Genomic DNA, 21,363 nt, shown 5'->3' on the forward strand with positions numbered 1-21,363 from the left:
GTGCGCCAATGATAAAGCCTCGCCGGGTGGCAGTGCCATCCGATGGTGCAAGCGGGCCCATTGCGGTGCAGGCTGCCCGGCGCCGCCAAGTGCCTGAGCCCCGTAACGCAAGGCTCCGGCCATTCTGGCGCGGCCCTTGCTACAGCTTGAGTATCCGGCAATCAACGCAGATTGCCCCGTTCACGACAAAGGCGCCGTGTTGCCCCGCTTGTTCATTCAAGCCGGGGGCAGCAGGGCGCCTTTTTGTTTGCGCAATCAGGAGGTAGGCCGATGAGCAGCACCAGCGTGCGCAGCGTGTGCCCGTATTGTGGCGTCGGTTGTGGCATCGTCATGAGCGTCGAAGGCGGGCGGGTGACCAAGGTCAGTGGTGACAAGCTGCACCCCAGCAATTTTGGCCGCCTGTGCACCAAGGGTCTGACCGCCCATCAACCGCTGCGCGAGTCCGGGCGCATGGAGCACGCTTACTTGCGCGACCAGCGTCAGCGCGACCCGGTGCAGAGCGGCATCGATACCGCTATCGAACAGGCAGCACAGCGCCTGCGGGCGATCATTGATGAACATGGGCCCGACGCCCTGGGGTTCTATGTCTCCGGGCAGATGTCGCTGGAGGCCCAGTACCTGATCAATAAACTGGCCAAGGGTTTTGTCCGCAGCCGGCATATCGAGTCCAACTCGCGCCTGTGCATGGCCAGCGCCAGCAGCGGCTACAAGCTGTCGCTGGGCGCCGATGGGCCGCCGGGCAGCTACCAGGATTTTGACCGCGCCGAGGTGTTCCTGGTGATCGGCGCGAACATGGCCGATTGTCACCCGATCCTGTTTTTGCGTTTGCTCGACCGGCTCAAGGCCGGTGCCCGGCTGATCGTCGTCGACCCCAGGCACAGCGCTACCGCCGACAAGGCCGACCTGTTCCTGCAGATCAAGCCGGGTACCGACCTGGCGTTGCTCAATGGCCTGCTCTACCTGTTGCTGGAAAACGGTCAGTGCGACGCCGATTTCATCCAGCGCTACACCGAAGGCTGGGAGGATATGCCGGCCTTTTTACAGGACTACACACCCGAGCGGGTCGCTGCTATCACCGGGCTGCGCGAAGCCGATATCCGCCAGGCCGCCAACTGGATCGGCCAGGCCCAGGAGTGGATGAGCTGCTGGACCATGGGCCTGAACCAGAGCATCCATGGCACCTGGCAGAGCAACGCCCTGTGCAACCTGCACCTGGCCACCGGCGCCATTTGCCGGCCGGGCAGCGGACCGTTCTCGCTGACCGGCCAGCCCAATGCCATGGGCGGGCGCGAAATGGGCTACATGGGCCCGGGCCTGCCAGGGCAACGCTCGGCGCTGGTCGCGGCGGATCGCGCCTTCGTCGAGCAGCTGTGGCAGATCCCCACCGGCAGCCTGCGCAGCGAAGCCGGTGACGGCACGGTGGCGCTGTTCGAAAACCTCGCTGCCGGGCAGATCAAGGCCTGCTGGATCATCTGCAGCAACCCGGTGGCCAGCGTCGCCAACCGCCGACAAGTGATCGAAGGTTTGCAGGCGGCGGAGCTGGTGATCACCCAGGATGCCTTCCTCGACACCGAGACCAACCGCTACGCCGATATCCTCCTGCCCGCCGCGCTGTGGGCTGAGGGCGAGGGGGTGATGGTCAATTCCGAGCGCAACCTGACCCTGATGAACCAGGCCGTCGAGGCGCCGGGCGCGAGCTTGCCCGACTGGCAGATCATTGCCCGTATCGCCTGCGCCATGGGCTATGCCGAGGCGTTCAGCTACGCCAATGCTGAAGCGGTGTTCAACGAGTTGCGCCAGGCCTGGAACCCGGCCACCGGCTACGATGTGCGCGGCGTCAGCTATGCCGCTTTGCGTGAGACGCCGCAGCAATGGCCGTGTGAACCCGGGCGTGAGAACGATCGCAGCCCGCTGCGTTATCGCAACGACGGTATCAGCCAGGCCCTGTTGCGCGATGCGCAAGGCGAGGCACCTGCCATTGCCTTCCCCACCCGCACGGGCAAGGCACGCTTTTTTGCCCGGCCGTGCCTGCCCAGCGCCGAGCTGCCGGACGCTGACTTCCCGCTGGTGCTCAACACCGGCCGGGTCCAGCACCAGTGGCACACCCTGACCAAGACCGGCAAGGTGGCGGCGCTGAACAAGCTTGACCCCGGGCCGTTCGTGGAAATTCATCCGGACGATGCCGAGCGCCTGGGCATTGCTGAAAAGGATCAGGTGCAGATCCGTTCACGCCGCGGGCAGGCCGTACTGCCGGCACGGATCACCACCCGGGTATTGGCGGGCAACTGCTTTGCGCCGTTCCACTGGAACGACGTCTACGGTGAACACCTGGCGATCAATGCGCTCACCAGCGACGCGGTCGATCCGCTGTCGCTGCAACCGGCCTTCAAGTATTGCGCGGTGGCCCTGAGCCGGGTCGCTGGCGAACGTATCGAGGCCGTCCAGATCGATCAGCAGCCCGTTTCGGTACAGGACAAGCACCTGCTGCTCTGGGCCTCGCAAACCGGCAACGGTCAGGCCCTGGCCGAGCAGTGTGCCGAGCGCCTGCGCAAGGTCGGCTTGCCGGTGCAGTTGAGCTGTATGGAAGACGTGGCCCTGGAGCGGTTGGACAGCCCGGCCAGCCTGCTGCTGATCGCCAGCACCTTTGGCGACGGTGACGCGCCGGACAGCGGCGCGGCATTCTGGCGTGGCCTGCACGGCGAGCATTCTCAACGCTGCGCCGGCTTGCCTTATGCGGTGCTGGCCCTGGGGGATTCCAGCTATGAACAGTTCTGCGGGTTTGGTCGCAAGCTCGATCAGCGCCTGGCAGAACTGGGGGCTGAGCGCTTGCTCGACAGGGTCGATTGCGAGGGCGATTTCAATGAACCGGCCGGGCAATGGCTGCAGGCGCTGCTGGGCAAACTGGGCCACGGCCAGCTGCTGCTCGAAGCGCCAGTGGCAGCGCCGGCCGCAACCGGCTTCAGCAAAACCAGGCCGCTGGCAACGACCCTGGTCGGCAATCGCCTGCTCAACGGCCCCGGCGCGCTCAAGGAAACCCGCCAACTGGTATTCGACCTGGGCGACAGCGGTTTCACTTATCAGGCCGGTGACGCCCTGGGCGTGTGGCCGCGCAACTGCCCGGCGCTGGTCGACGAACTGCTGAGCGCCACCCGCTTCGATGGCAGCCGCTGCGTCAGCCTCAAGGGCCAGGCCGACATGCCGCTGGCCGAGGCGCTGTTGCAACACCTGGAGATCGCCCGCATTACCCCGCAGCTGCTCGAGGCCTTCGCGGTTGGCAATCCACAGTTGCGCGAGTTGCTTGAACCGCACAACAAGGCTGCGCTCAAGGACTGGCTGTGGGGCAAGCAACTGATCGACCTGGTGTACGGCTGCACACCCGAGCTGAGCCTGGAGACCTGGTTGAGCCTGCTCAAACCCTTGCAGCCGCGGCTGTACTCGATCAGCTCGAGCCAGAAGTTGCACCCTGATCAGGTTCACCTGACGGTTTCCACCGTCCGTTACGGCCAGCGCAAGGGCGTGTGCTCGACCTACCTGGCCGACCGCGGTGAGCCGGGCCGCGTAGAAATCTTCAGCCAACCGACCGCGCACTTTCGCCTGCCCAGCGATAGTACGGCGCCAGTGATCATGGTCGGCCCCGGTACCGGTATCGCGCCGTTCAGGGCGTTCCTCCAGGAGCGTCAGGCTGAAGGCGCCACAGGCCGCAACTGGCTGTTGTTTGGTGAACAGCAGGCCGCCACGGATTTCTATTACCGCGACGAGCTGCTGGCCTGGCAGCGCGACGGCCACCTGACCCGCCTGGACACCGCGTTCTCCCGCGATCAGGCGCAGAAGATCTACGTGCAGCAGCGCCTGCTCGAACAGGGCGCCGAGCTTTGGCGCTGGCTGGAGGAGGGTGGGCATTTCTACATCTGTGGTGACGCCGAGCGCATGGCCAGGGATGTCGATGCGGCGCTCAAGCAGGTGGTGCATCAGTACGGCGGCATGAGTGTGGAGCGGGCCGAGGCCTATGTCAGCGAGCTGAGCCGCGCCAAACGCTACCTGCGCGACGTGTACTGAGTGCCCCATAAGGGGGAGGGCTGCACCAGCCTGGGTCGATAACGGCCGTGGTGGACAGTCCTCAAGCCCCGGTTTCAAAGGCTTTGGCAGTTGGCACGCTACCTGCTTTTGCTTAAGTACAACGTCCTCGCGGGTCAATGGCGATTCGCAACCGGGACTACATAAAACGACCAGGCAAAGGCGCCTGGAGCTTCGGCTCCAGGCGCCTTTTTTTGTTTTTCGGGGTTGGCCCCCAGCAGCAAAGCCACCGTGAATGGCCTTGAGTGAGGATCGGGTATGAATGGGTTTACCAGCATCGAAGCGCGGCAACAGCTGATCATCGTCGGCAACGGCATGGTCGGTCATCACTGCGTCGAGCAACTGATCGAACGCGGTGCCCTGGGTCGCTTCGAGGTGCGGGTGTTCGGCGAAGAACGCCAGCGCGCCTACGACCGTGTGCACCTGTCGGAGTACTTCAGTGGCAGCGATGCCGAGACCCTGGCGCTGGGCGAGGCGGGCTTGTACGCCGGGCACGGCATTCACCTGCACCTGGGCGAGCAGGTGCTGGAGATCGACCGGGCGCGCGGCGAAGTGGTCACCCACCTCGGGCGTTATCCTTACGATCAACTGGTCCTGGCCACTGGCTCCTATCCGTTCGTGCCGCCGATCGAAGGCTCGCATGGGGCGGCGCGCCTGGTCTATCGCACTCTCGATGATCTCGATGCCATCCGTGCCGCCGCCAACAGTGCACGCCGGGGCGTGGTGGTCGGCGGTGGCCTGCTCGGCCTGGAGGCGGCCAATGCCTTGAAATCCCTGGGCCTGGAAGCCCACGTGGTGGAGTTCGCCCCGCGCTTGATGCCGGTGCAACTGGATGCCGAAGGCGGCGCGGCCTTGCGTGCGCAGATCGAAGCCCTGGGGGTTGGCGTGCACCTGTCGCGGGCGACCCAGGCCATCGTTGCCGGTGAAGACTATCGCTACCGGATGAACTTCGACGGCGGCGAATTTCTCGAAACCGACCTGATCGTGTTCTCCGCCGGTATCCGCCCGCAGGATGCCCTGGGCCGCAGCAGCGGTCTGGACATCGCGCCACGCGGCGGGGTGATGATCGACAGTGCTTGTCGCAGCAGCGACCCACGGATCTTCGCCATCGGTGAATGCGCCTCGTGGAACGGCAGCGTGTTCGGCCTGGTAGCGCCGGGCTACAGCATGGCCCGCAATGTCGCGGCGGCGCTGTCCGGTGAGGACGCTGGCAGCTTCACCGGGGCCGACATGTCGACCAAGCTCAAGCTGCTCGGCGTCGATGTCGGCTCCATTGGCGACGCCCATGGCGCCACTCCGGGAGCACGCAGCTATCGCTTTATCGATGAAGCCGCCTCGGCCTACCGCCGCCTGGTGGTCGATGCCAGCGGCAAACAGGTGATCGGTGCGGTGCTGGTTGGCGACAACAGCTACTACGATACCCTGCTGCAATACGTGCAGAACGGTATTGCCCTGCCAGCCGATCCGGCCGGCCTGATCCTGCCGCAGTCGGCCGGCGCGCCGGCACTGGGCGCGGATGCCTTGCCCGACAGCGCGACCATCTGTTCCTGCCACAACGTCAGCAAGGGCGCGATCTGCGCCGCCATCGACAGCGGTTGCGGCGAGCTTGGCCAGCTCAAGCAGCAGACCAAGGCCTGCACCGGTTGCGGCGGTTGTGCGGCATTGCTCAAGCAGGTGTTCGAGCATGAGCTGATCGCCCGCGGCGTCAGCGTCGACAAGAGCCTGTGCGAACACTTCGCCTACACCCGCCAGGAGCTGTACGCGCTGGTGCGGGTCGAGGGCATCCTCAGCTTTGACGAGATGCTCGCCAAGCATGGGCGCGGCCATGTCGGCTGCGATATCTGCAAACCCACGGTCGGCTCGATCCTCGCCTCGTGCTGGAACCAGCCGATCATGGACCCGTCGCTGGTGCCGCTGCAGGACACCAACGACACGTTCATGGCCAACATGCAGAAGAACGGCACCTACTCGGTGGTGCCGCGGATTCCCGGCGGCGAGATCACCCCCGAGAAGCTGATCGTCATCGGCGAAGTGGCGAAAAAATACGACCTCTACACCAAGATCACCGGCGGCCAGCGCATCGACCTGTTCGGCGCCCAGTTGCATGAATTGCCAGAAATCTGGGCCGAACTGATTGCCGCAGGCTTCGAGACCGGCCACGCCTACGGCAAGTCGACGCGCACGGTGAAATCCTGCGTGGGCAGCACCTGGTGCCGCTACGGCGTACAGGACAGCGTACAGATGGCCCTGACCCTGGAAGACCGCTACAAGGGCCTGCGTTCGCCGCACAAGCTCAAGTTCGCGGTGTCCGGCTGCACCCGCGAATGCGCCGAGGCACAGAGCAAGGACATCGGCGTGATCGCTACCGAGAAAGGCTGGAACCTGTACATCTGCGGCAACGGCGGCATGCGCCCGCGGCATGCCGAACTGTTCGCCACCGACCTGGACGACGCCAGCCTGATCCGCATCATCGACCGCGTGCTGATGTTCTACATCCGCACCGCCGACAAGCTGCAGCGCACCTCGGTGTGGCGCGAAAGCCTGGAGGGCGGGCTGGACTACCTCAAACAGGTGATCCTCGACGACAGCCTCGGCCTGGGTGCCGAGCTGGAAGCGCAGATGCAACAGGTGGTCGACCGCTACGAGTGCGAGTGGGCCAATGCCCTGAAGGATCCGGACAAGCTCAAACGCTTCCGTACCTTCGTCAACGACCAGCGCCCGGACCCGGGTGTGCACTTTGTCCGCGAACGCGGCCAGCGCCGGCCCATCGGCGCTGGCGAACTTCACTTGATCCCGACCACCGAGGAGGTGCTTTGATGAGCCAGTCCAACGCTGCGATAACTGTTCAGGCGCAACACTGGCAGACGGTCTGCACCCGTGCCGACCTGGTCGCCCAGTCGGGGGTGGTGGTGTGGTTCGACGGCCGCCAGGTGGCGCTGTTCTACCTGCCAGGGCAGGCCACGCCGGTGTTTGCCGTGGACAACCACGACCCCAGGTCCGGGGCCAATGTGATCGGCCGCGGGCTGGTGGGGGAGCTCAAGGGCGAACTGGTGGTGGCGGCACCGTTGTACAAGCAGCATTTCTGCTTGCGTGACGGGCGTTGCCTGGAGGATCCGCAGCAGGCGTTGCAGGTGTGGCCGGTGCGGATCAGTGGCGAGCAGGTAGAGCTGGGGCGCTATTGATGGCCTCATCGCTGGCAAGCCAGCTCCCACAGTGTCTGGGGTATGCAGTACCTGTGGGAGCCGGTCTTGCCGGCGATCGACCGCAAAGCGGTCGCAGTCTTGCCGGAGCCCCGATAAACTCCGGGGATGAACCTCGATACCCGGATCAAATTCCGCCACCTGTTGTGCTTTCTCGAGATTGCCCGCCAGGGCAGTTTTGCCAAGGCCGCTGATGCCATGGCGATCAGTCAGCCGGCCATCTCCAAGACCCTCAAGGAACTTGAAGACCTGCTGCAGACGCGGCTGTTCGAGCGCAGCAAGCAGGGCGTCGAGCTGACCCCGGCCGGGGTGCGTTTCATGCGCTACGCCGGCCCCAGCGTGCAGGCCCTGCGCGAAGGCGTCAGCACCTTGCGCGGCGAAGAGCATGCGCCGCCCCAGGTGCGTGTCGGCGTGCTGTCGACCGTCGAAAGCCTGCTGATGCCCGAAGTACTTTGCCGCCTGCACCAGCGCCATGACGCCCTGGTGGTCAGCGTTGCCACCGGCCCCAGCGCGCACCTGCTCGGGCAATTGCATGTGGGGGAACTGGACCTGGTGATCGGACGCATGACCGACAGCCCGCAAATCCAGGGGCTGATGTTCGAGCACCTGTACAGTGAGTCGATGTCGCTGGTGGTGCGCCCCGGTCATCCCTTGCTGGGCCGCCAGCCGATCGAGCGCAGCCAGGTCGGGCGCTACCCGCTGGTGTTGCCGCTGGCCGGCACGACCATCCGCAAGCACGCCGACAGCCTGTTCGTGCAGTGCGCCATCGAGCAACCCGCGCAGCGCCTGGAAACCCTGTCGCCGGCCCTCAGCCGCCGTTATGTGCAAGGCAGCGATGCGGTCTGGGTTGCGCCTCGGGATGCGGTGCGCGTCGACCTCGGCCGCGGTGAGCTGTGCGAGCTGGACCTGGGCGTCAGCGAGCCGGGCGGCTCGGTCGGCATCTGCAGCAACGCCGCCTTGCCCCTGGCAGTGCCGGCGCAATGGCTGTGCGAGGTTTTGCGCGAGGTGGCGGCGCAGTACCGCGACGGCCACTACCCTTGAGTGCCCGCTGACAACAGCGCGTTGATTTCTTGCAGACCGGCATCACCGAGGCTGCCGCTGGCGGCCAGCAGCCTGAGCTGGGCCAGCACGATTGAATAACGCTGTTCGGCCAGTTGCTGCTCGGTTTGGGTCACCTGCTGTTCGGCATCCAGCACATCGGCACTGATCCGCGCACCGGCTTCGAAGGCACGGGTGGTCGAGGTCAGGTTGGTCTGGCTCGAGCGCAGCGCCTGCTGCAGCGCCGCATACTGGCTGATGCCGCTGGTCAGGGTCAGGTAGGCCTGGCGCGCCATCAGGCCAGCCTCGCGGCGGGCGTCTTCGACTTCATCCAAGGCTACACCGTGCAGGGCGCGGGCCTCGCGGCCGCGGCTGGTAGTGCCGCCACCAGCGTACAACGGCAGGCTGACCTGCACACCGACCACGGTCTGGGTGTACTTTTCTTCCGGCAGGGTGACGTCGTACAGGCTGCCGCCCACCGAGGCGAAGCGCCCGTGAGCGGCCACCAGGTCGACCGTGGGCAAATGCCCGGCCTGTTGCTTGTCGATCTCCTTTTCTGCCACCAGGCGCTTGATCTGCGCCGCCTGGACCTTGAGGTTGTGCTGTTGCGCCTGCTCGGCCCAGGTGCCGATCAACGCCGGTTGCGGCCCCTGAAAACGCACCTGCGGGTCGAGTCGGGCGAGGGACGCGGGCACGCTGCCGGTCAACTGCGCCAGGGTTTCCTGGTGCAATTGCACGGCGTTGTGCGCGGCCATCTGCCGGGCATAGGCCAGGTCGTAGCGGGCCTGGATGCGCTGCACTTCGCTTTCGGTGCCGGAGCCGGCCTGGTAGAAGCGTTCAGCCTTGCCGCGTTGCTCCTGCAGGGTGCGCACCTGCTGGCGGCTGGTGCCGAGCAGGTCTTCGGCCAGCAGCAGGTCAAAGTAGGCGTCGGCGACCCGCAGCATCAGGTCCTGGCGGGCGGCCTGCAGGTTGATTTCCCCGGCCAGCACCAGCGCCTTGCTCTGGTCATGGCCGATCACGTTCTGCCAGCGCAGCAGCGGCTGGATCAGCACCAGTGCGTAGGCATTGGAGTTGTCGCGATTGCGTGTCGCTGCACCGCTGTCGTCGCGGTCGACCCAAGCGGCGCCCCCTTCAAGTGACAGGTTGGGCAACAGCAGGGCGCGGCCTTGGGGTTCTTTTTCGTTGCTGGCACGTTGCTGTTCGATGGCCGCGGCGTATTTCATGTCATGGGCCAGGGCTTTTTGATAGAGCTGGTAGAGGTCATCAGCCCGGGCCTGCTGGCTGCTGCCGAGCAGTGCCAGGGCCATCAGGCCTGCGTGGATTCGCGAGAGTTGTTCGAGCACGGCAAGGCTTCCTGTTCGGGTTGAGCGATTCGTTTGGGGTTGCGCATCAGCAGGACCATCGGCACACCGATCAGCATGACTGCGCCGAGCAGGCCGAAAAGCATGCTGAAGCCGAGCATCTGTGCCTGTTCACGGGTATTGACCAGGACCAGCAGGGCTTGCGCCTGAGCGGGATCGCTGGTGCCCAGCGAAAGCACGCGCGGGTCGTAGCGGGCAACATCCCAACCGCTGGCGATGATGCTCGACTCGGTGACGTGCTCGGATAATTGCCGGTAGCGCGCCCAGGAAAAGCGCGTCAGCAAAGTTGCGGCAATGGCGATGCCGACGCTGCCACCGAGCTGGCGCATGAGGTTGAGCACCCCCGAGCCGACCGAGATCAGTTGTGCAGGCAGTTGGCGCATCGCCAGGTTGGTGAGCGGAACGAAAATCATGCCCAGACCAAGCCCGCGGATGATCAGCGGCCAGTACAGGGTGTCGGGGCTGCTTTGCAGGGTGAACTGGGTGTGCAGGTACATCGCATAGCCGTAGATGAGGATTCCGATGCTGACGAACAGCCGTTCATCGACCTTGTTTTCCTGGGACAGCTTGCCGATCACCAGGGTGCTAACGGCGCTGGCCAGGGCGCCGGGAAAGATCACCATGCCGCTCTGGTAGGCGCTCTGCTCAAGCAGCGTCTGCAGCAGCAACGGCACCATGAACAGTGTGCTGTACAGGCCGAAGCCGACACAAAAGGCACAGATCGAGCCCATGAGGAACTCGCGGTTGCGAAACAGCGCCATGTTGACGATCGGCGTGGCCACGCGCTGCTCCCACCAGAAAAACGCCAGCAGGCCGAAGCTGCCCAGCAACAGGCAGGCGATAGTCAGGTCCGACTCAAGCCAGTCCCAGTGTTCGCCACGCTCAAGCATGATCTGCAGGCTGCCGACGCCCAGGGCGAGCAGGGCGAAGCCGATGTAGTCGATGCTTTGCGGGCGTTTCTCGTTGATCGAGTCATGCACGCAGAGCCACGACAGAAGGATCGCCACAGCGCCAATCGGCAGGTTGATCAGAAAGATCCAGTGCCAGGAGAATTCATCAATCAGGTAACCGCCCACCGAGGGCCCTAGGGTCGGTCCCATCATTACCCCGACCCCGTACAGGGCCAGGCCAGTGCTGACCTTTTCCTTGGGGAACACGTCGTAGATGATCGCCTGGGAGATACCCAGCAAGCCACCGCCGGCCAGGCCCTGGATAATCCGAAAGGCCACCAGTTGCCAGAGTTCGGTGGACATCGCGCAGCCCAGCGAGGCCAGTACGAACAGGATCGAGGAAACCAGGTAGTAGTTGCGCCGGCCGAACCAGGCCGACAGCCAGCCACTGGCCGGGAGGATTACCACGTTGGCGACGATGTAACTGGTCGAGACCCAGGAAATTTCATCCACCGAGGCGCCGAAGCTGCCCATCAGGCTGGGAATGGCAACGTTGACGATAGTGACGTCGAGCAGCTCCATCATCGAGATCAGGGTCACGCTGAAGGCGACCAGCCAGGGCGATTTCATAAGCGTTGCTCATCACCGGTATCGACTTCGACCAAGGCGCTCATGCCCTGGCTCATGGCGGCCTGGTAAGGCAGCGCAAGCGGCTCAAGTTCGATCCGCGCTTGCAGGCGCTGGACCACCTTGGTGAAGTTGCCGCTGGCGTTTTCCTGCGGTAGCAACGAGAAGCGTGCCCCTGTGGCCGGCACCAGGCTCTGCACCCGGCCGCGCAATACCCTGTCGGGGAAGGCGTCGAGCGTGACGCGTGCTGGCTGGCCAACCCGGACCCGGCTGATCTGGGTCTCCTTGAAGTTGGCCACTACCCACAAATGATCGGTGGCGACCAGGCTCAGCAACTTTTGCCCGGCCACCACGAACTGCCCGGGTTCGACATGCTTGTCGGCGACGATACCGGCCAGCGGCGCGCGGTGATGGGTGTCTTGCAAGCGAATCTGCGCCAGTTCCAGGTCGGCCCGGGCGGCATCGATTCGATAGCTTTGCAACTTCAGCGCAGCCTGTTGCGCCAGGCTGCCCTGCGCCGCGGCCTGGGCGTTGTTGCGCGCGCCCTGCAACTGGTGGCCGAGGGCATCGAACTGCGCCTTGGCCGCTTCCAGGTCCTGGTTGCTGAGGACGCCTTGGGCGGCCAGGCGTTGGGCGCGCTGAAAGTCGCTACGGGCCTGTTCAAGCCCGGCAGAGAGCTGGCCGATGGTTGCGGTGGCGGCCTGGCTGTTGGCCGCCGCGCTGCGCGCCTGGCTATCAAGCAATCCGGGCGTGCCTTGGCTGCCGGTGGCCGCATGCAACCTGTTCAATGCTGCCTGGGCCTTGTCTCGTTGTTGCAGGTATTCATCATCGCGCAGCTGCAGCAACAGGTCGCCGCTGGCTACCCGGCCGTTGTGTTGCACCGGCACTTGCACAACGATGCCCGAAAGTCTGGCGCGGATCGGCACGATGATGCCCTCGACCTCGGCGTTATCGGTGCTGACGTATTGCAGTTTGTACTGCCAGCGTTGCCAGCCGAGCAGCATCAGGCTGCCGATTACTGCGGTACAGACCACTAGCTTCAGGTAGGTAGGCTTGCCCATGAACTGCGCCTCTAGTCATCAAGAAGGGCAGAGCTTGGCGTGTGCAGCAGGTCAGGTATTGAACGAATCGCTCGTGCGCATCAGCACGCCAGCCGCTTGCGCCGGAGACAGGCCGAGCATGCGCCGCATCATCCGGCTCAGGTGCGCCTGGTCGGCAAAGCCGCCATCCACGGCCGCTTCGCTCAAGCTATGGCCGGCTGCCAGGGCGTGTGCGGCGCGCTCCAGCTTGCGCCAGATGATCCACTGCGACAGCGGCACGCCCATGTCGCGCGTGGCCACGTGACGCAGGCGCGGGCTGGACAGCCCGACCGCTTCGGCTGCGCGGCCGACCGCGCCGCTGCCGTCGCAGTCTTCGCGCAACAAGGACAGGGCGCTGGCCAGGCGCGGGTCGAAATCCGCTGGGCTGCCGACGATGCGGTTCAGTGCCGCTACGGTCTGTTCGGTGCTGCGCTGCAGGGCGAAGCAGTCGACGATGGCCTGGCTGGCCAGGGCGCTGCCATTGAGTGGCAACTGTGCGTTGAGTGCGCGCCCCAGGGGCGATTCCGGGTAGATAAACAGAAACGCCAGCGGCTGCGGCTGTTGCACCGAGCGGTGTTTGACGAAAGGCCCGATGATGACGCCAGCGCCTTCCAGGCTGTGCTGTTCGAAATCGACCCGCACCGGGCCGCGAATCCCGATGCAAAGCTGGATGGCCACATGGCTGTGGGCCGATGAATCCTCACTGTGTCCCACATAGCCGAACCAGTAGTCGCTGAAGGTGACCCTGCCGTCCCACATTGCTGCCGTCCTTGCCGCTGCTGCGCTGCCCAGGATGATAACCGCCCGCTGCACGGCATCGATACAAACTGCTACAAAACCTCACCGGCGGATTTGCCCAACTGCCGGGTCCCGTCAATACTGGCCACTGGCTGCAGCCGAGGATGAAGAAGGTTTAATCTGGCTGAACTTATCCGGGTTTTCTTGCTCTCATGCCGGTAGCCATTGGTCGTGGCCGCCTGATAAGCTCGCGGCTTTACTCGATTGCCCTATTGGCGCATGAACAAGGAAATAGCATGAAACAGCATCGGTTGGCGGCTGCGGTTGCCCTGGTTAGCCTGGTACTGGCGGGTTGCGATTCGCAGACCAGCGTCGAGCTGAAGACTCCGGCACAGAAAGCCTCCTACGGTATTGGCCTGAACATGGGCAAAAGCCTGGCTCAGGAAGGCATGGACGACCTTGATTCGAAAGCTGTTGCTCAAGGTATCGAAGACGCTGTCGGCAAGAAAGAACAGAAGATCAAGGACGAAGAGCTGGTTGAAGCCTTCGCAGCCTTGCAAAAGCGCGCTGAAGAGCGCCTGGTCAAGATGAGCGAAGAGTCGGCTGCGGCCGGCAAGAAGTTCCTTGAAGAAAACGGCAAGAAGACTGGCGTAGTGACTACCGCTTCGGGCCTGCAGTACGAAGTGATCAAGAAGGCTGATGGCGCCCAGCCAAAACCGACTGACGTGGTCACCGTCCACTACGAAGGCAAGCTGATCGACGGCAAGGTCTTCGACAGCTCCGTCGAGCGTGGCAGCCCGATCGACCTGCCGGTCAGCGGCGTGATCCCGGGTTGGGTCGAAGGTCTGCAACTGATGCACGTGGGCGAGAAGTACAAGCTGTACATCCCGTCGGACCTGGCTTACGGCGCCCAGAGCCCGAGCCCGATGATCCCGGCCAACTCGGTGCTGGTATTCGAACTGGAACTGCTGGGTATCAAGGACCAGGCCAAGGCTGATGAGCCTGCCGATCCTGCTGCCGAGTAAGGCCAGCTGATACCGGCAACGCCCCGTCTCGACGGGGCGTTGTCGTTTCTGGGGTTTAACGAACCCTCGGGGCCATGCAGGGTCTTAAAAGCTGCGGCTGTTGACGAATCATGGCGCAGCGGGCAAAACGTTTGCGTGATTGAAACAGGTGTGTAAAAAACGCCCGATTTAACCCGGACCCTTGCCGGGCGGGCGCCTTGAGCCTGAAACTCAGCTCTGTTCACAAGGTTATCCACAATTATTGTGGATAACCTTCCTTGGCACTGGCCCTGGAGGCCGTATGAAAGCACCGTGGAATTTCGCCCGATTTCTGCCCCTGGCCGAGCGCTTGCTCAGCCGCGGGCGCCTGCCGGCGCTGATTTTTGCCGTGGCGCGCAAAGGCCCGCGGCTGGGCAAGCTGCGCGAGGACGTGCGCCTGATGCAGGCCCTGTGCCTGGCCTGGTGGCGCGGCGAGTACCGGGCCATCAGCCCCAAGGCGCTGATCACGGTAGTGGCGGGATTGTTGTATTTTGTCAGCCCGCTGGATGCGATCCCCGACTGGTTGCTGGGCGTCGGCATGCTCGACGACATCGCCGTGCTGGCCTGGGTGATGAAAGCCGTATCCGATGAACTGGCCGCTTTCAGCGCCTGGCGCAGCCGTCAGGCACCGGAAAAACTGCGGGTGGTCGAACGCCTGCCCGACACGCCGGAAGCGCTACGTCTGGAGCAGGAAAAAAGCTGATCACATCGCGACCCTGCACACCCTTGTTGGCTGGTAATATAATTGGCATAAGGATTATGCCTACCGATTACATATCGTAATCCTACAAGGGGGTTGTAATGGGTATTCAGGTCATCAGCCGAGACGGTCAACCCGAGTACGCGGTTGTTCCCTGGGAGCAGTACCAGGCACTGCTTAAAGCAGCCGGGCAAGGCGAGCCGGTTGCCGCCGAAAACACACCATCCAGCGCCACAGACAGCGCCAGCTTGCCGAGTTTCAGCGAGCTGGCGCGTTTGCGTGAGGGCAAGGGCCTGGCGCCGGAGCAGCTGGCACGCAGCGTCGGCATCAGCCCGGTGTACCTGGCGCTGATCGAAAGCGGCGAACGCCAGCCGGATGCCGCGATCCGCCGCAGCCTGGCCTGGGAGCTGGGTGTGGCCGGCTGGAGCGAGCCGTCGTGAGCGTGCGGATCAGCCGCCAGCACTGGGAAGGCCTGCTCGGCGAGCTGGATGTCGCCCGCCGCCAACGTCACCTGCTGACTTACCGTGCCTTGCTCGAGCGTCTGCAATTGCCCAGCCCGGCCATGCAGACCCTGACCGCGGCGCTGGAGCACCTGGCGGCGCTTGACGCCCGCGCCGAGCAGCCGCTGCGCAGTTCGCTGGTGATCAGCCAGGGTGCCAGCCGTTTGCCGCGCACCGGTTTCTTCGAGTGCGTCGAGCGCCTGGGGCGTTTCTCCGGGCCGTCCGACGGTATGGCCGCAGCCTCCTGGCACGCCTCGGAAGTGGTGCGGGTGTTCGAGTACAGCTACCCCGAACACGAAGAAGCCTGAACGGCAGGCGCGGTATCGATCAGGTACAGGCTGTGCCCGGGCACATCCTTGGCCTGATGCTTGGCCTGTGAGGCCAGCTCGGCCAGTTGCCCGGCATCGAGCCCGGCACAGGCCTGCGGGTGCAACTGCACCACGCCGATCGACAGCGATAGCAAGGCGAATTCCTGGCGCCGGCCCTGACGGTCGGTGGCAACGAAGCACCCGGCCTGCAGGTGCTCGGCACGGTAGAAGCGCCGGCACTGTTTCTGAAAGTCCTCCAGCAACAGCTGCAAGCGCTGTTGCCAATCTTCCGAGCCCAGCACCAGCATGAAATCGTCGCCACCGATATGGCCGACGAAATCCCGGCTGGGGTCGACCCGTTCGCTCAGGCACTGGGCCAGGCACAGCAGCACTTCATCGCCGCGGGCATAGCCGTAGATATCGTTGAACGGCTTGAAACTGTCGATATCCACGTAACAGATCGCTGCCGCGCGTTGCTGTTGCAGCAGGCGGGTCAGGCACTGCTGGATCGGCACGTTGCCCGGCAGCAGAGTCAGCGGGTTGGCATAGCGGGCCTGCTGGATCTTCTGCTCGGTGATCAGCTTGAGCACGTCGATCACCCGCCCCAGGCCCAGGTAGCGGCCGTTGTGGGTGATGATGAAATCTTCTTCGATACGCTGGCGGGCGCGACTGGTGAGCAGGCGGCTGACCTGTTGCAGCGACTGGCCCAGATCCACGGCGAGAAAATCATCGCTCATCAACCGGCTGATCGGCTTGCGCGCGAACAAATCAGTGGCAAACGGCTTGAGCAGGGCCTCGGAGAGCGAGTGGCGATGCACGATGCCACATGGCTGCCCATGCGCGTCGAGCACCGCCAGGGAATTGAGATTGGCCTGGCTGCGAAACAGTTCGAGCACCTGCGGCGTGGGCGCCTCGCGGTTCACCGCGGGCTGTTCGATCAGCAGTGCGGCGAGGTTGCCGCTGTCTTCATGGAGGCTCTGCAGCGCCTGCGTTGGCTGTCCGAGCATGTTCTGTACATCCCGCGCCGCCTGTTCCTGCGGGCGGCCCAGCAGGTAGCCCTGGACCAGGTCGATGCCCATCTCGGTGAGCACCTTGAGCTCTTCGGCCAGTTCGATACCTTCGGCAATCACCTGGGCTCGTGACGCACGGGCGATCTGCAGGATCGAGCCGACGAACTCGCGCTTGACCGCATCCAGGTGGATGCCGTCGATGAAGTGACGGTCGATCTTGACGTAGTCCGGGCGCAGCTCCGACCACAGGCGCAGGCTCGAATAGCCGGCGCCGAGGTCGTCGAGGGCGATGGAAAAACCCATGTCGCGGTAGTGGTGCAGGGCGTTGAACAGCAGCTGGAAGTCGTCGGTCGGCGTCTGTTCGGTGAGCTCGATCACCACCCGGCTGGGCGGCACGCCAAGCTCGTGGAGCATCTTCAGGGTACGCCCGGACTGGTACTGCGGCTCGAGCAAGGATTCCGGCGAGACGTTGAGGAACAGCTTGCCTTCGAGGTTCTGCTGGCTGAAACGCCGGCAGGCGCTCTCGCGGCAGGCCACTTCCAGCTCGGTCAGGCGGCCGGCCTGGCGGGCCACGGCGAACAGGTTGATCGGCGAGTGCAACGGGCTGTTGGACGGGCCGCGGCTCAGTGCTTCGTAGCCGAGGATGCGCCGTTCGGACAGGCAGACAATGGGTTGGAACAGGCTGTGCAAGCCGCTTTGAGCCAGGATGGTGCTCAACGCGCTGAGCTGTTCGTTGACGGTCATGGCAGGGCTACCTTGAAAAAAAGGGACTGAGCACCCGCGGCGCTCAGTCCCTTATTTCACGACAGTCTGATGACTATTTGATGACGCAATGACGCACAGTCACATTATTTTGCCATCACCGTTTTACGGGTTGTTCCGCGCCACCTGCGAATTCAGGCCCAGGTAATCCAGCAGGATCAGCCCGGACTCCTTCAGGTAGGCGTCGTCTTCCGGCTTGGTATCGTCCGGCTCGACCGGCAGGGCGTCTTCGTCTTCCTTCTTCAGTTCCTTGAGCGGCTCTTCGCCCTTGGCCTTGCGTCGGGTGTTTTCCAGCGCCAGTTGCTTGCTTTCGATATCGGCATGCTGGGCACGGCGTTCGGCTTCGTTGAGGCTGACGGTTTTCTCGTTCATCAGCTTCTGGGTCAGGGCCAGGCGGTCGCGGATATAGACGAACTCCGGATCCTTGGCCGTACGGGTGTCGTGACGGGCCTTGAGCTGGGCCAGGAACGGCTTGAACGGGTCGACCGCAGGCTTGATCGCCGGGCGGATGGTGTCCCATGGCATGGCTTCGGGCAGGGCGCTTTCGCCGATTTCCTTTGTGTCGATGATCGACGGGTAATCGATGTCCGGCAGCACGCCCTGATGCTGGGTGCTCTGCCCGGAAACCCGGTAGAACTTGGCCAGGGTCAGTTTCAGCTCGCCATGGTTGAGCGGCTGGATGGTCTGCACCGTGCCTTTGCCGAAGGTCTGCCCGCCAAGGATCAGCGCGCGGTGATAATCCTGCATGGCGCCAGCGAAAATTTCCGACGCCGAGGCCGACAGGCGGTTGACCACCAGCGCCAGCGGGCCTTTGTAGAAGGCGCCGCTATTCTCGTCCTCAAGCACGTCGACGCGGCCGTCGCTGTTGCGCACCAGCACCGTCGGGCCCTTGTCGATGAACAGGCTGGTCAGCTCGGTGGCTTCCTGCAGCGAGCCGCCGCCGTTGTTGCGCAGGTCGATGACCACGCCGTCGACTTTTTCCTTCTGCAGTTCGGTCAGCAGTTTCTTCACATCGCGGGTGGTGCTCTTGTACTCCGGATCGCCGGCACGGAAGGCCTTGAAGTCCAGGTAGAAGGCCGGGATCTCGATGATGCCGAGCTTGTAGTCGCGCCCGTCCTGCTTGAGCTTGAGCACCGATTTTTTCGCGGCCTGCTCTTCGAGTTTCACCGCTTCACGGGTGATTGGCACGATCTTGGTGGTCTGGTCGTTCGGCGCGTTGCTGGCCGGGATGATTTCCAGGCGCACCACCGAGCCTTTCGGCCCGCGAATCAGCTTGACCACTTCATCCAGGCGCCAGCCGATCACGTCGACCATTTCCTTGTTGCCCTGGGCCACGCCGATGATCTTGTCGGCCGGTGCCACCAGCTTGGTCTTGGCGGCAGGGCCGGCCGGTACCAGACGCACGATCTTGACCTGGTCGTTGTCGCTTTGCAGCACGGCACCGATACCTTCGAGCGACAGGCTCATGTTGATATCGAAGTTTTCCGCGTTGTCGGGCGACAGGTAGTTGGTGTGCGGGTCGTAGGACTGGGCGAAGGTGTTGATGTAGGCCTGGAAGATGTCTTCGGCGCGGGTCTGGTCCAGGCGCGTGAGCTGATTCTTGTAGCGCTTGGTCAGCAGCTCCTGGATCGCCTTGGGCTCTTTGCCGGCGATTTTCAGGCGCAGCACTTCATCCTTGACGCGTTTGCGCCAGAGGTCGTCGAGCTCGGCCTGGTTCTTCATCCACGGAGCGTCCTTGCGGTCGATCAGCAAGGTCTCCTTGGTGGTGAAGTCGAAGTTGTCGACGCCCTTGTTCAGCTCGGCGAGGGCGAAGTCCAGACGTGATTTGACCCGGTCCAGGTAGCGCTTGTAGATGGTGAACCCGGGGTCGAGATTGCCGCTCTTGAGGAAATCGTCGAACTGGGTCTTCCATTTGTCGAACTCGGCGATGTCGCTGGCGGTGAAGTAGCTGCGCGCAGGATCGAGGAGTTTGAGGTAGCTGTCGTAGATGATTACCGAGCGCGCATCGTTGAGCGGCGGCTTGCTGTAGTGGTGGCGCTTGAGCAGCTCGACCACGTTGAGGCTGGCGACCACTTCATCGCGGTCAGGCTGGAGCTTATCCCAGCTGTTGGCGGCCCATGCACTGCCCGCCAATGGCAGACTGCCCAGACCGATCAACAGGGCGAGGGTGGTGCTCGGCAGAAAATGCTTCATGCTGATTCGACGTAGGGACAATTGATCACGCATATTAGGCCGTCTTTGAATTCGCCGGTTCCATGAAAACCGGACGCATAATGCAAAAAGCCCGGGGCTACAGCACCCGGGCTCAGTCATGACTCAACTATGGAGGCACTGTGAAGGCATTGCAAGGCGTTGACGGACATGTGGAGTGGGTTGCGACGACAAGTCCAGCTTGCGATATCGGTCAAGTACGAATTCGCGTGGCCGCAGCCGGCCTCAATCGTGCCGACCTGCTCCAGCGTGCCGGGCTCTACCCGCCACCGCCGGGGGCCAGCGAGTTTCTCGGCCTGGAATGCTCAGGGATCATCAGCGAAGTGGGCGCCGGTTCCTCCTGGAAGGTTGGCGATCGGGTCTGTGCCTTGCTCGCCGGCGGCGGCATGGCCGAGGAAGTGGTGGTCGATGGCCGCCACGTGTTGCCGGTACCCGAAGGCCTCAGCCTGCAGGAAGCAGCGGCAATCCCCGAGGTGTATGCCACGGCCTGGCTCAACGTGTTCCAGCTGGCCGCGCTCAAGCCCGGTGAGAAGGTGTTGCTGCATGCCGGCGCCAGTGGCGTCGGTTCGGCGGCGATCCAGCTGTGCAAGGCCTTTGGCAGCCCGTGCTGGGTCAGCGTTGGCTCGGCCGAGCGGCTGGCTTATTGCCAAGGGCTGGGCGCCAGCGGCGGCGTGGTGCGTGGTGAAGACCTCAACGCGCTGAATGATTTCGCCCCATTCAACGTGATCCTCGACCCGGTCGGCGCCAACTATGCCGAGCTCAACCTCAAGCTGCTGGCACGGGACGGACGCTGGGTGATCATCGGCCTGATGGGCGGGCGCAAGGCCGAGCTGGACCTGGCGCAACTGCTGGGCAAGCGCGTGCAGGTAATGGGTTCGACTTTGCGTACCCGTGATGATCAGTTCAAGGCTGACCTGCTCAGCGATCTGGGCCAACAGGTGTGGCCGCTGTTCAGCGAAGGCCGGCTCAAGCCGCAACTGGCCAAGGCCTTCCCGATCAAGGATGCCGAAGCGGCGTTTGCCGAGCTGGCGAGTAATCAGGTGTCGGGCAAGCTGGTGCTGGTGATCGACGAGAGTCTGGTGTAGTCCGCCAATCGCTGGCAAGCCAGCTCCCACAGGTCAGGTGTATGCAGTACCTGTGGGAGCTGGCTTGCCAGCGATGCTTTTCATTTCCAGGTATGAATCGGCCACTTGTTCTTCTCGGCATGCTCACGCAACACCGGGTCCGGATTGACCACATGCGGGAAATCCACCTTCAGCAGCAACGGCAGATCGTTGCGTGAATCCGAGTAGAAACTCGCGCCTTCAAGGTTTTCTTCTTCCTGGTCCAGCCATTCCAGCAAGCGGGTGATCTTGCCTTCGCGGTAGGTCAGCACGCCAGTGGTCTTGCCGGTATAGGCGCCGCGCTCAACCTCCAGCTCAATGCCGAGAATCTCATCGATGCCCAGGCGGTCGGCAATCGGCTTGACCAGGTGGGTACCGGAGGCCGAAATCACCAGGATCCGGTCGCCAGCCTTGCGGTGGGCGGCAATGGTTTTGGTGGCGTCACTGAAGATGATCGGCTCGATGAAATCTTCCACCCACGGTGCTACAAGATGCTCGACTTCTTCCGGGGTGCGGCCAATCAGCGGCTCTAGGCTGAAGGTCATATAGTCCTCCATGGCCAGATGGCCCTTGCCGTAGGCATCCATCAGTTCCTTGTCACGACGCAGGAACGACTCGCCATCGACCCAGCCAAGGCGAACCATCTGCTCGCTCCACAATGACGCGCAGTCACCGTGGATCAGGGTTTCGTCCAGATCGAAAATCGCTAGTGCCATATT

16 protein-coding genes are annotated in these 21,363 nt (G+C 63.7%); 9 read left to right on the top strand and 7 right to left on the bottom strand.

All coding sequences use genetic code 11. The annotated features are described in order from the left end of the window. The first annotated feature begins 270 nt into the window (after positions 1–270). The 4 genes from JV241A_RS06465 to pcaQ all read left to right on the top strand — a co-directional run bounded on the left by JV241A_RS06465 (position 271) and on the right by pcaQ (position 8,315). Positions 271–4,056, top strand: coding sequence for a bifunctional nitrate reductase/sulfite reductase flavoprotein subunit alpha (locus JV241A_RS06465; protein ID WP_134061628.1), 3,786 nt, complete (start codon positions 271–273; stop codon positions 4,054–4,056). 276 nt (positions 4,057–4,332) lie between these two features. Continuing rightward, the gene (gene nirB, locus JV241A_RS06470) at positions 4,333–6,891 is read left to right on the top strand and encodes a nitrite reductase large subunit NirB (protein ID WP_134061630.1); all 2,559 of its coding nucleotides are present in this window, start codon (positions 4,333–4,335) and stop codon (positions 6,889–6,891) included. Next, positions 6,891–7,256, top strand: a complete 366-nt coding sequence (nirD, locus tag JV241A_RS06475) for a nitrite reductase small subunit NirD (protein WP_115085775.1) — start codon at positions 6,891–6,893, stop codon at positions 7,254–7,256. Before nirB ends, nirD begins: the two co-directional genes overlap by 1 nt. Before the next feature lie 126 nt (positions 7,257–7,382). Beyond that, positions 7,383–8,315: a pca operon transcription factor PcaQ gene (gene pcaQ / locus JV241A_RS06480; protein WP_134061632.1), complete on the top strand. Its 933-nt coding sequence runs from the start codon at positions 7,383–7,385 to the stop codon at positions 8,313–8,315. Here the strand turns inward: pcaQ and JV241A_RS06485 are convergent. Genes JV241A_RS06485 through JV241A_RS06500 form a run of 4 tightly spaced genes read right to left on the bottom strand, consistent with a single transcriptional unit; the run spans position 8,306 to position 13,028 of the window. Beyond that, entirely contained in the window at positions 8,306–9,655 is a 1,350-nt protein-coding gene (locus JV241A_RS06485) for a TolC family outer membrane protein (protein ID WP_134061634.1), read from the bottom strand. The two genes, pcaQ and JV241A_RS06485, sit on opposite strands and share 10 nt — an antisense overlap. Next, positions 9,619–11,193: a DHA2 family efflux MFS transporter permease subunit gene (locus JV241A_RS06490; protein WP_134061636.1), complete on the bottom strand. Its 1,575-nt coding sequence runs from the start codon at positions 11,191–11,193 to the stop codon at positions 9,619–9,621. The genes JV241A_RS06485 and JV241A_RS06490 overlap by 37 nt, the downstream gene beginning before the upstream one ends. Beyond that, the gene (locus JV241A_RS06495; RefSeq protein WP_134061639.1) at positions 11,190–12,251 is read right to left on the bottom strand and encodes an HlyD family secretion protein; all 1,062 of its coding nucleotides are present in this window, start codon (positions 12,249–12,251) and stop codon (positions 11,190–11,192) included. Before JV241A_RS06495 ends, JV241A_RS06490 begins: the two co-directional genes overlap by 4 nt. A 51-nt stretch (positions 12,252–12,302) precedes the next feature. Beyond that, positions 12,303–13,028: a helix-turn-helix domain-containing protein gene (locus JV241A_RS06500; protein WP_095161521.1), complete on the bottom strand. Its 726-nt coding sequence runs from the start codon at positions 13,026–13,028 to the stop codon at positions 12,303–12,305. A gap of 275 nt (positions 13,029–13,303) precedes the next feature. On the opposite strand from JV241A_RS06500, the gene JV241A_RS06505 reads away from it, so the two are divergent. From JV241A_RS06505 to JV241A_RS06520, 4 genes are all read left to right on the top strand, one after another. Then, a complete protein-coding gene (locus tag JV241A_RS06505; RefSeq protein ID WP_095161523.1) occupies positions 13,304–14,032 on the top strand; it encodes an FKBP-type peptidyl-prolyl cis-trans isomerase in 729 nt (242 codons plus the stop codon). Positions 14,033–14,312: 280 nt separating this feature from the next. Beyond that, entirely contained in the window at positions 14,313–14,753 is a 441-nt protein-coding gene (locus JV241A_RS06510; protein WP_115085779.1) for a DUF1232 domain-containing protein, read from the top strand. A gap of 98 nt (positions 14,754–14,851) precedes the next feature. Then, positions 14,852–15,190: a helix-turn-helix transcriptional regulator gene (locus JV241A_RS06515; RefSeq protein ID WP_115085780.1), complete on the top strand. Its 339-nt coding sequence runs from the start codon at positions 14,852–14,854 to the stop codon at positions 15,188–15,190. Then, the gene (locus JV241A_RS06520) at positions 15,187–15,558 is read left to right on the top strand and encodes a hypothetical protein (RefSeq protein ID WP_010224211.1); all 372 of its coding nucleotides are present in this window, start codon (positions 15,187–15,189) and stop codon (positions 15,556–15,558) included. The genes JV241A_RS06515 and JV241A_RS06520 overlap by 4 nt, the downstream gene beginning before the upstream one ends. Here JV241A_RS06520 and JV241A_RS06525 read toward each other — a convergent pair. After that, positions 15,534–17,312, bottom strand: coding sequence for a bifunctional diguanylate cyclase/phosphodiesterase (locus tag JV241A_RS06525; protein ID WP_134061641.1), 1,779 nt, complete (start codon positions 17,310–17,312; stop codon positions 15,534–15,536). The genes JV241A_RS06520 and JV241A_RS06525 overlap by 25 nt on opposite strands. Positions 17,313–17,435: 123 nt before the next feature. Then, positions 17,436–19,523: a carboxy terminal-processing peptidase gene (locus JV241A_RS06530; protein ID WP_166675656.1), complete on the bottom strand. Its 2,088-nt coding sequence runs from the start codon at positions 19,521–19,523 to the stop codon at positions 17,436–17,438. 140 nt (positions 19,524–19,663) lie between these two features. On the opposite strand from JV241A_RS06530, the gene JV241A_RS06535 reads away from it, so the two are divergent. After that, the gene (locus tag JV241A_RS06535) at positions 19,664–20,626 is read left to right on the top strand and encodes an NAD(P)H-quinone oxidoreductase (RefSeq protein WP_115085783.1); all 963 of its coding nucleotides are present in this window, start codon (positions 19,664–19,666) and stop codon (positions 20,624–20,626) included. 80 nt (positions 20,627–20,706) lie between these two features. Here the strand turns inward: JV241A_RS06535 and JV241A_RS06540 are convergent, their stop codons facing one another. Further along, on the bottom strand, positions 20,707–21,360 hold the full coding sequence (locus JV241A_RS06540) for an HAD family hydrolase (RefSeq protein WP_134061643.1): 654 nt from the start codon (positions 21,358–21,360) through the stop codon (positions 20,707–20,709). Positions 21,361–21,363 lie beyond the last annotated feature (3 nt).

The organism is Pseudomonas sp. JV241A (genome assembly GCF_900275665.1).
Lineage (GTDB): Bacteria > Pseudomonadota > Gammaproteobacteria > Pseudomonadales > Pseudomonadaceae > Aquipseudomonas > Aquipseudomonas wadenswilerensis.

Excerpts from the sequence above, each read along its gene's own strand:
- JV241A_RS06525 (WP_134061641.1), bottom strand. The coding sequence starts at position 17,312 with ATGACCGTCAACGAACAGCTCAGCGCGTTGAGCACCATCCTGGCTCAA.
- JV241A_RS06465 (WP_134061628.1), top strand. The coding sequence starts at position 271 with ATGAGCAGCACCAGCGTGCGCAGCGTGTGCCCGTATTGTGGCGTCGGT.
- JV241A_RS06490 (WP_134061636.1), bottom strand. The coding sequence starts at position 11,193 with ATGAAATCGCCCTGGCTGGTCGCCTTCAGCGTGACCCTGATCTCGATG.
- nirD (WP_115085775.1), top strand. The coding sequence starts at position 6,891 with ATGAGCCAGTCCAACGCTGCGATAACTGTTCAGGCGCAACACTGGCAG.
- nirB (WP_134061630.1), top strand. The coding sequence starts at position 4,333 with ATGAATGGGTTTACCAGCATCGAAGCGCGGCAACAGCTGATCATCGTC.
- JV241A_RS06505 (WP_095161523.1), top strand. The coding sequence starts at position 13,304 with ATGAAACAGCATCGGTTGGCGGCTGCGGTTGCCCTGGTTAGCCTGGTA.
- JV241A_RS06515 (WP_115085780.1), top strand. The coding sequence starts at position 14,852 with ATGGGTATTCAGGTCATCAGCCGAGACGGTCAACCCGAGTACGCGGTT.
- pcaQ (WP_134061632.1), top strand. The coding sequence starts at position 7,383 with ATGAACCTCGATACCCGGATCAAATTCCGCCACCTGTTGTGCTTTCTC.
- JV241A_RS06540 (WP_134061643.1), bottom strand. The coding sequence starts at position 21,360 with ATGGCACTAGCGATTTTCGATCTGGACGAAACCCTGATCCACGGTGAC.
- JV241A_RS06510 (WP_115085779.1), top strand. The coding sequence starts at position 14,313 with ATGAAAGCACCGTGGAATTTCGCCCGATTTCTGCCCCTGGCCGAGCGC.
- JV241A_RS06500 (WP_095161521.1), bottom strand. The coding sequence starts at position 13,028 with ATGTGGGACGGCAGGGTCACCTTCAGCGACTACTGGTTCGGCTATGTG.
- JV241A_RS06495 (WP_134061639.1), bottom strand. The coding sequence starts at position 12,251 with ATGGGCAAGCCTACCTACCTGAAGCTAGTGGTCTGTACCGCAGTAATC.
- JV241A_RS06530 (WP_166675656.1), bottom strand. The coding sequence starts at position 19,523 with ATGAAGCATTTTCTGCCGAGCACCACCCTCGCCCTGTTGATCGGTCTG.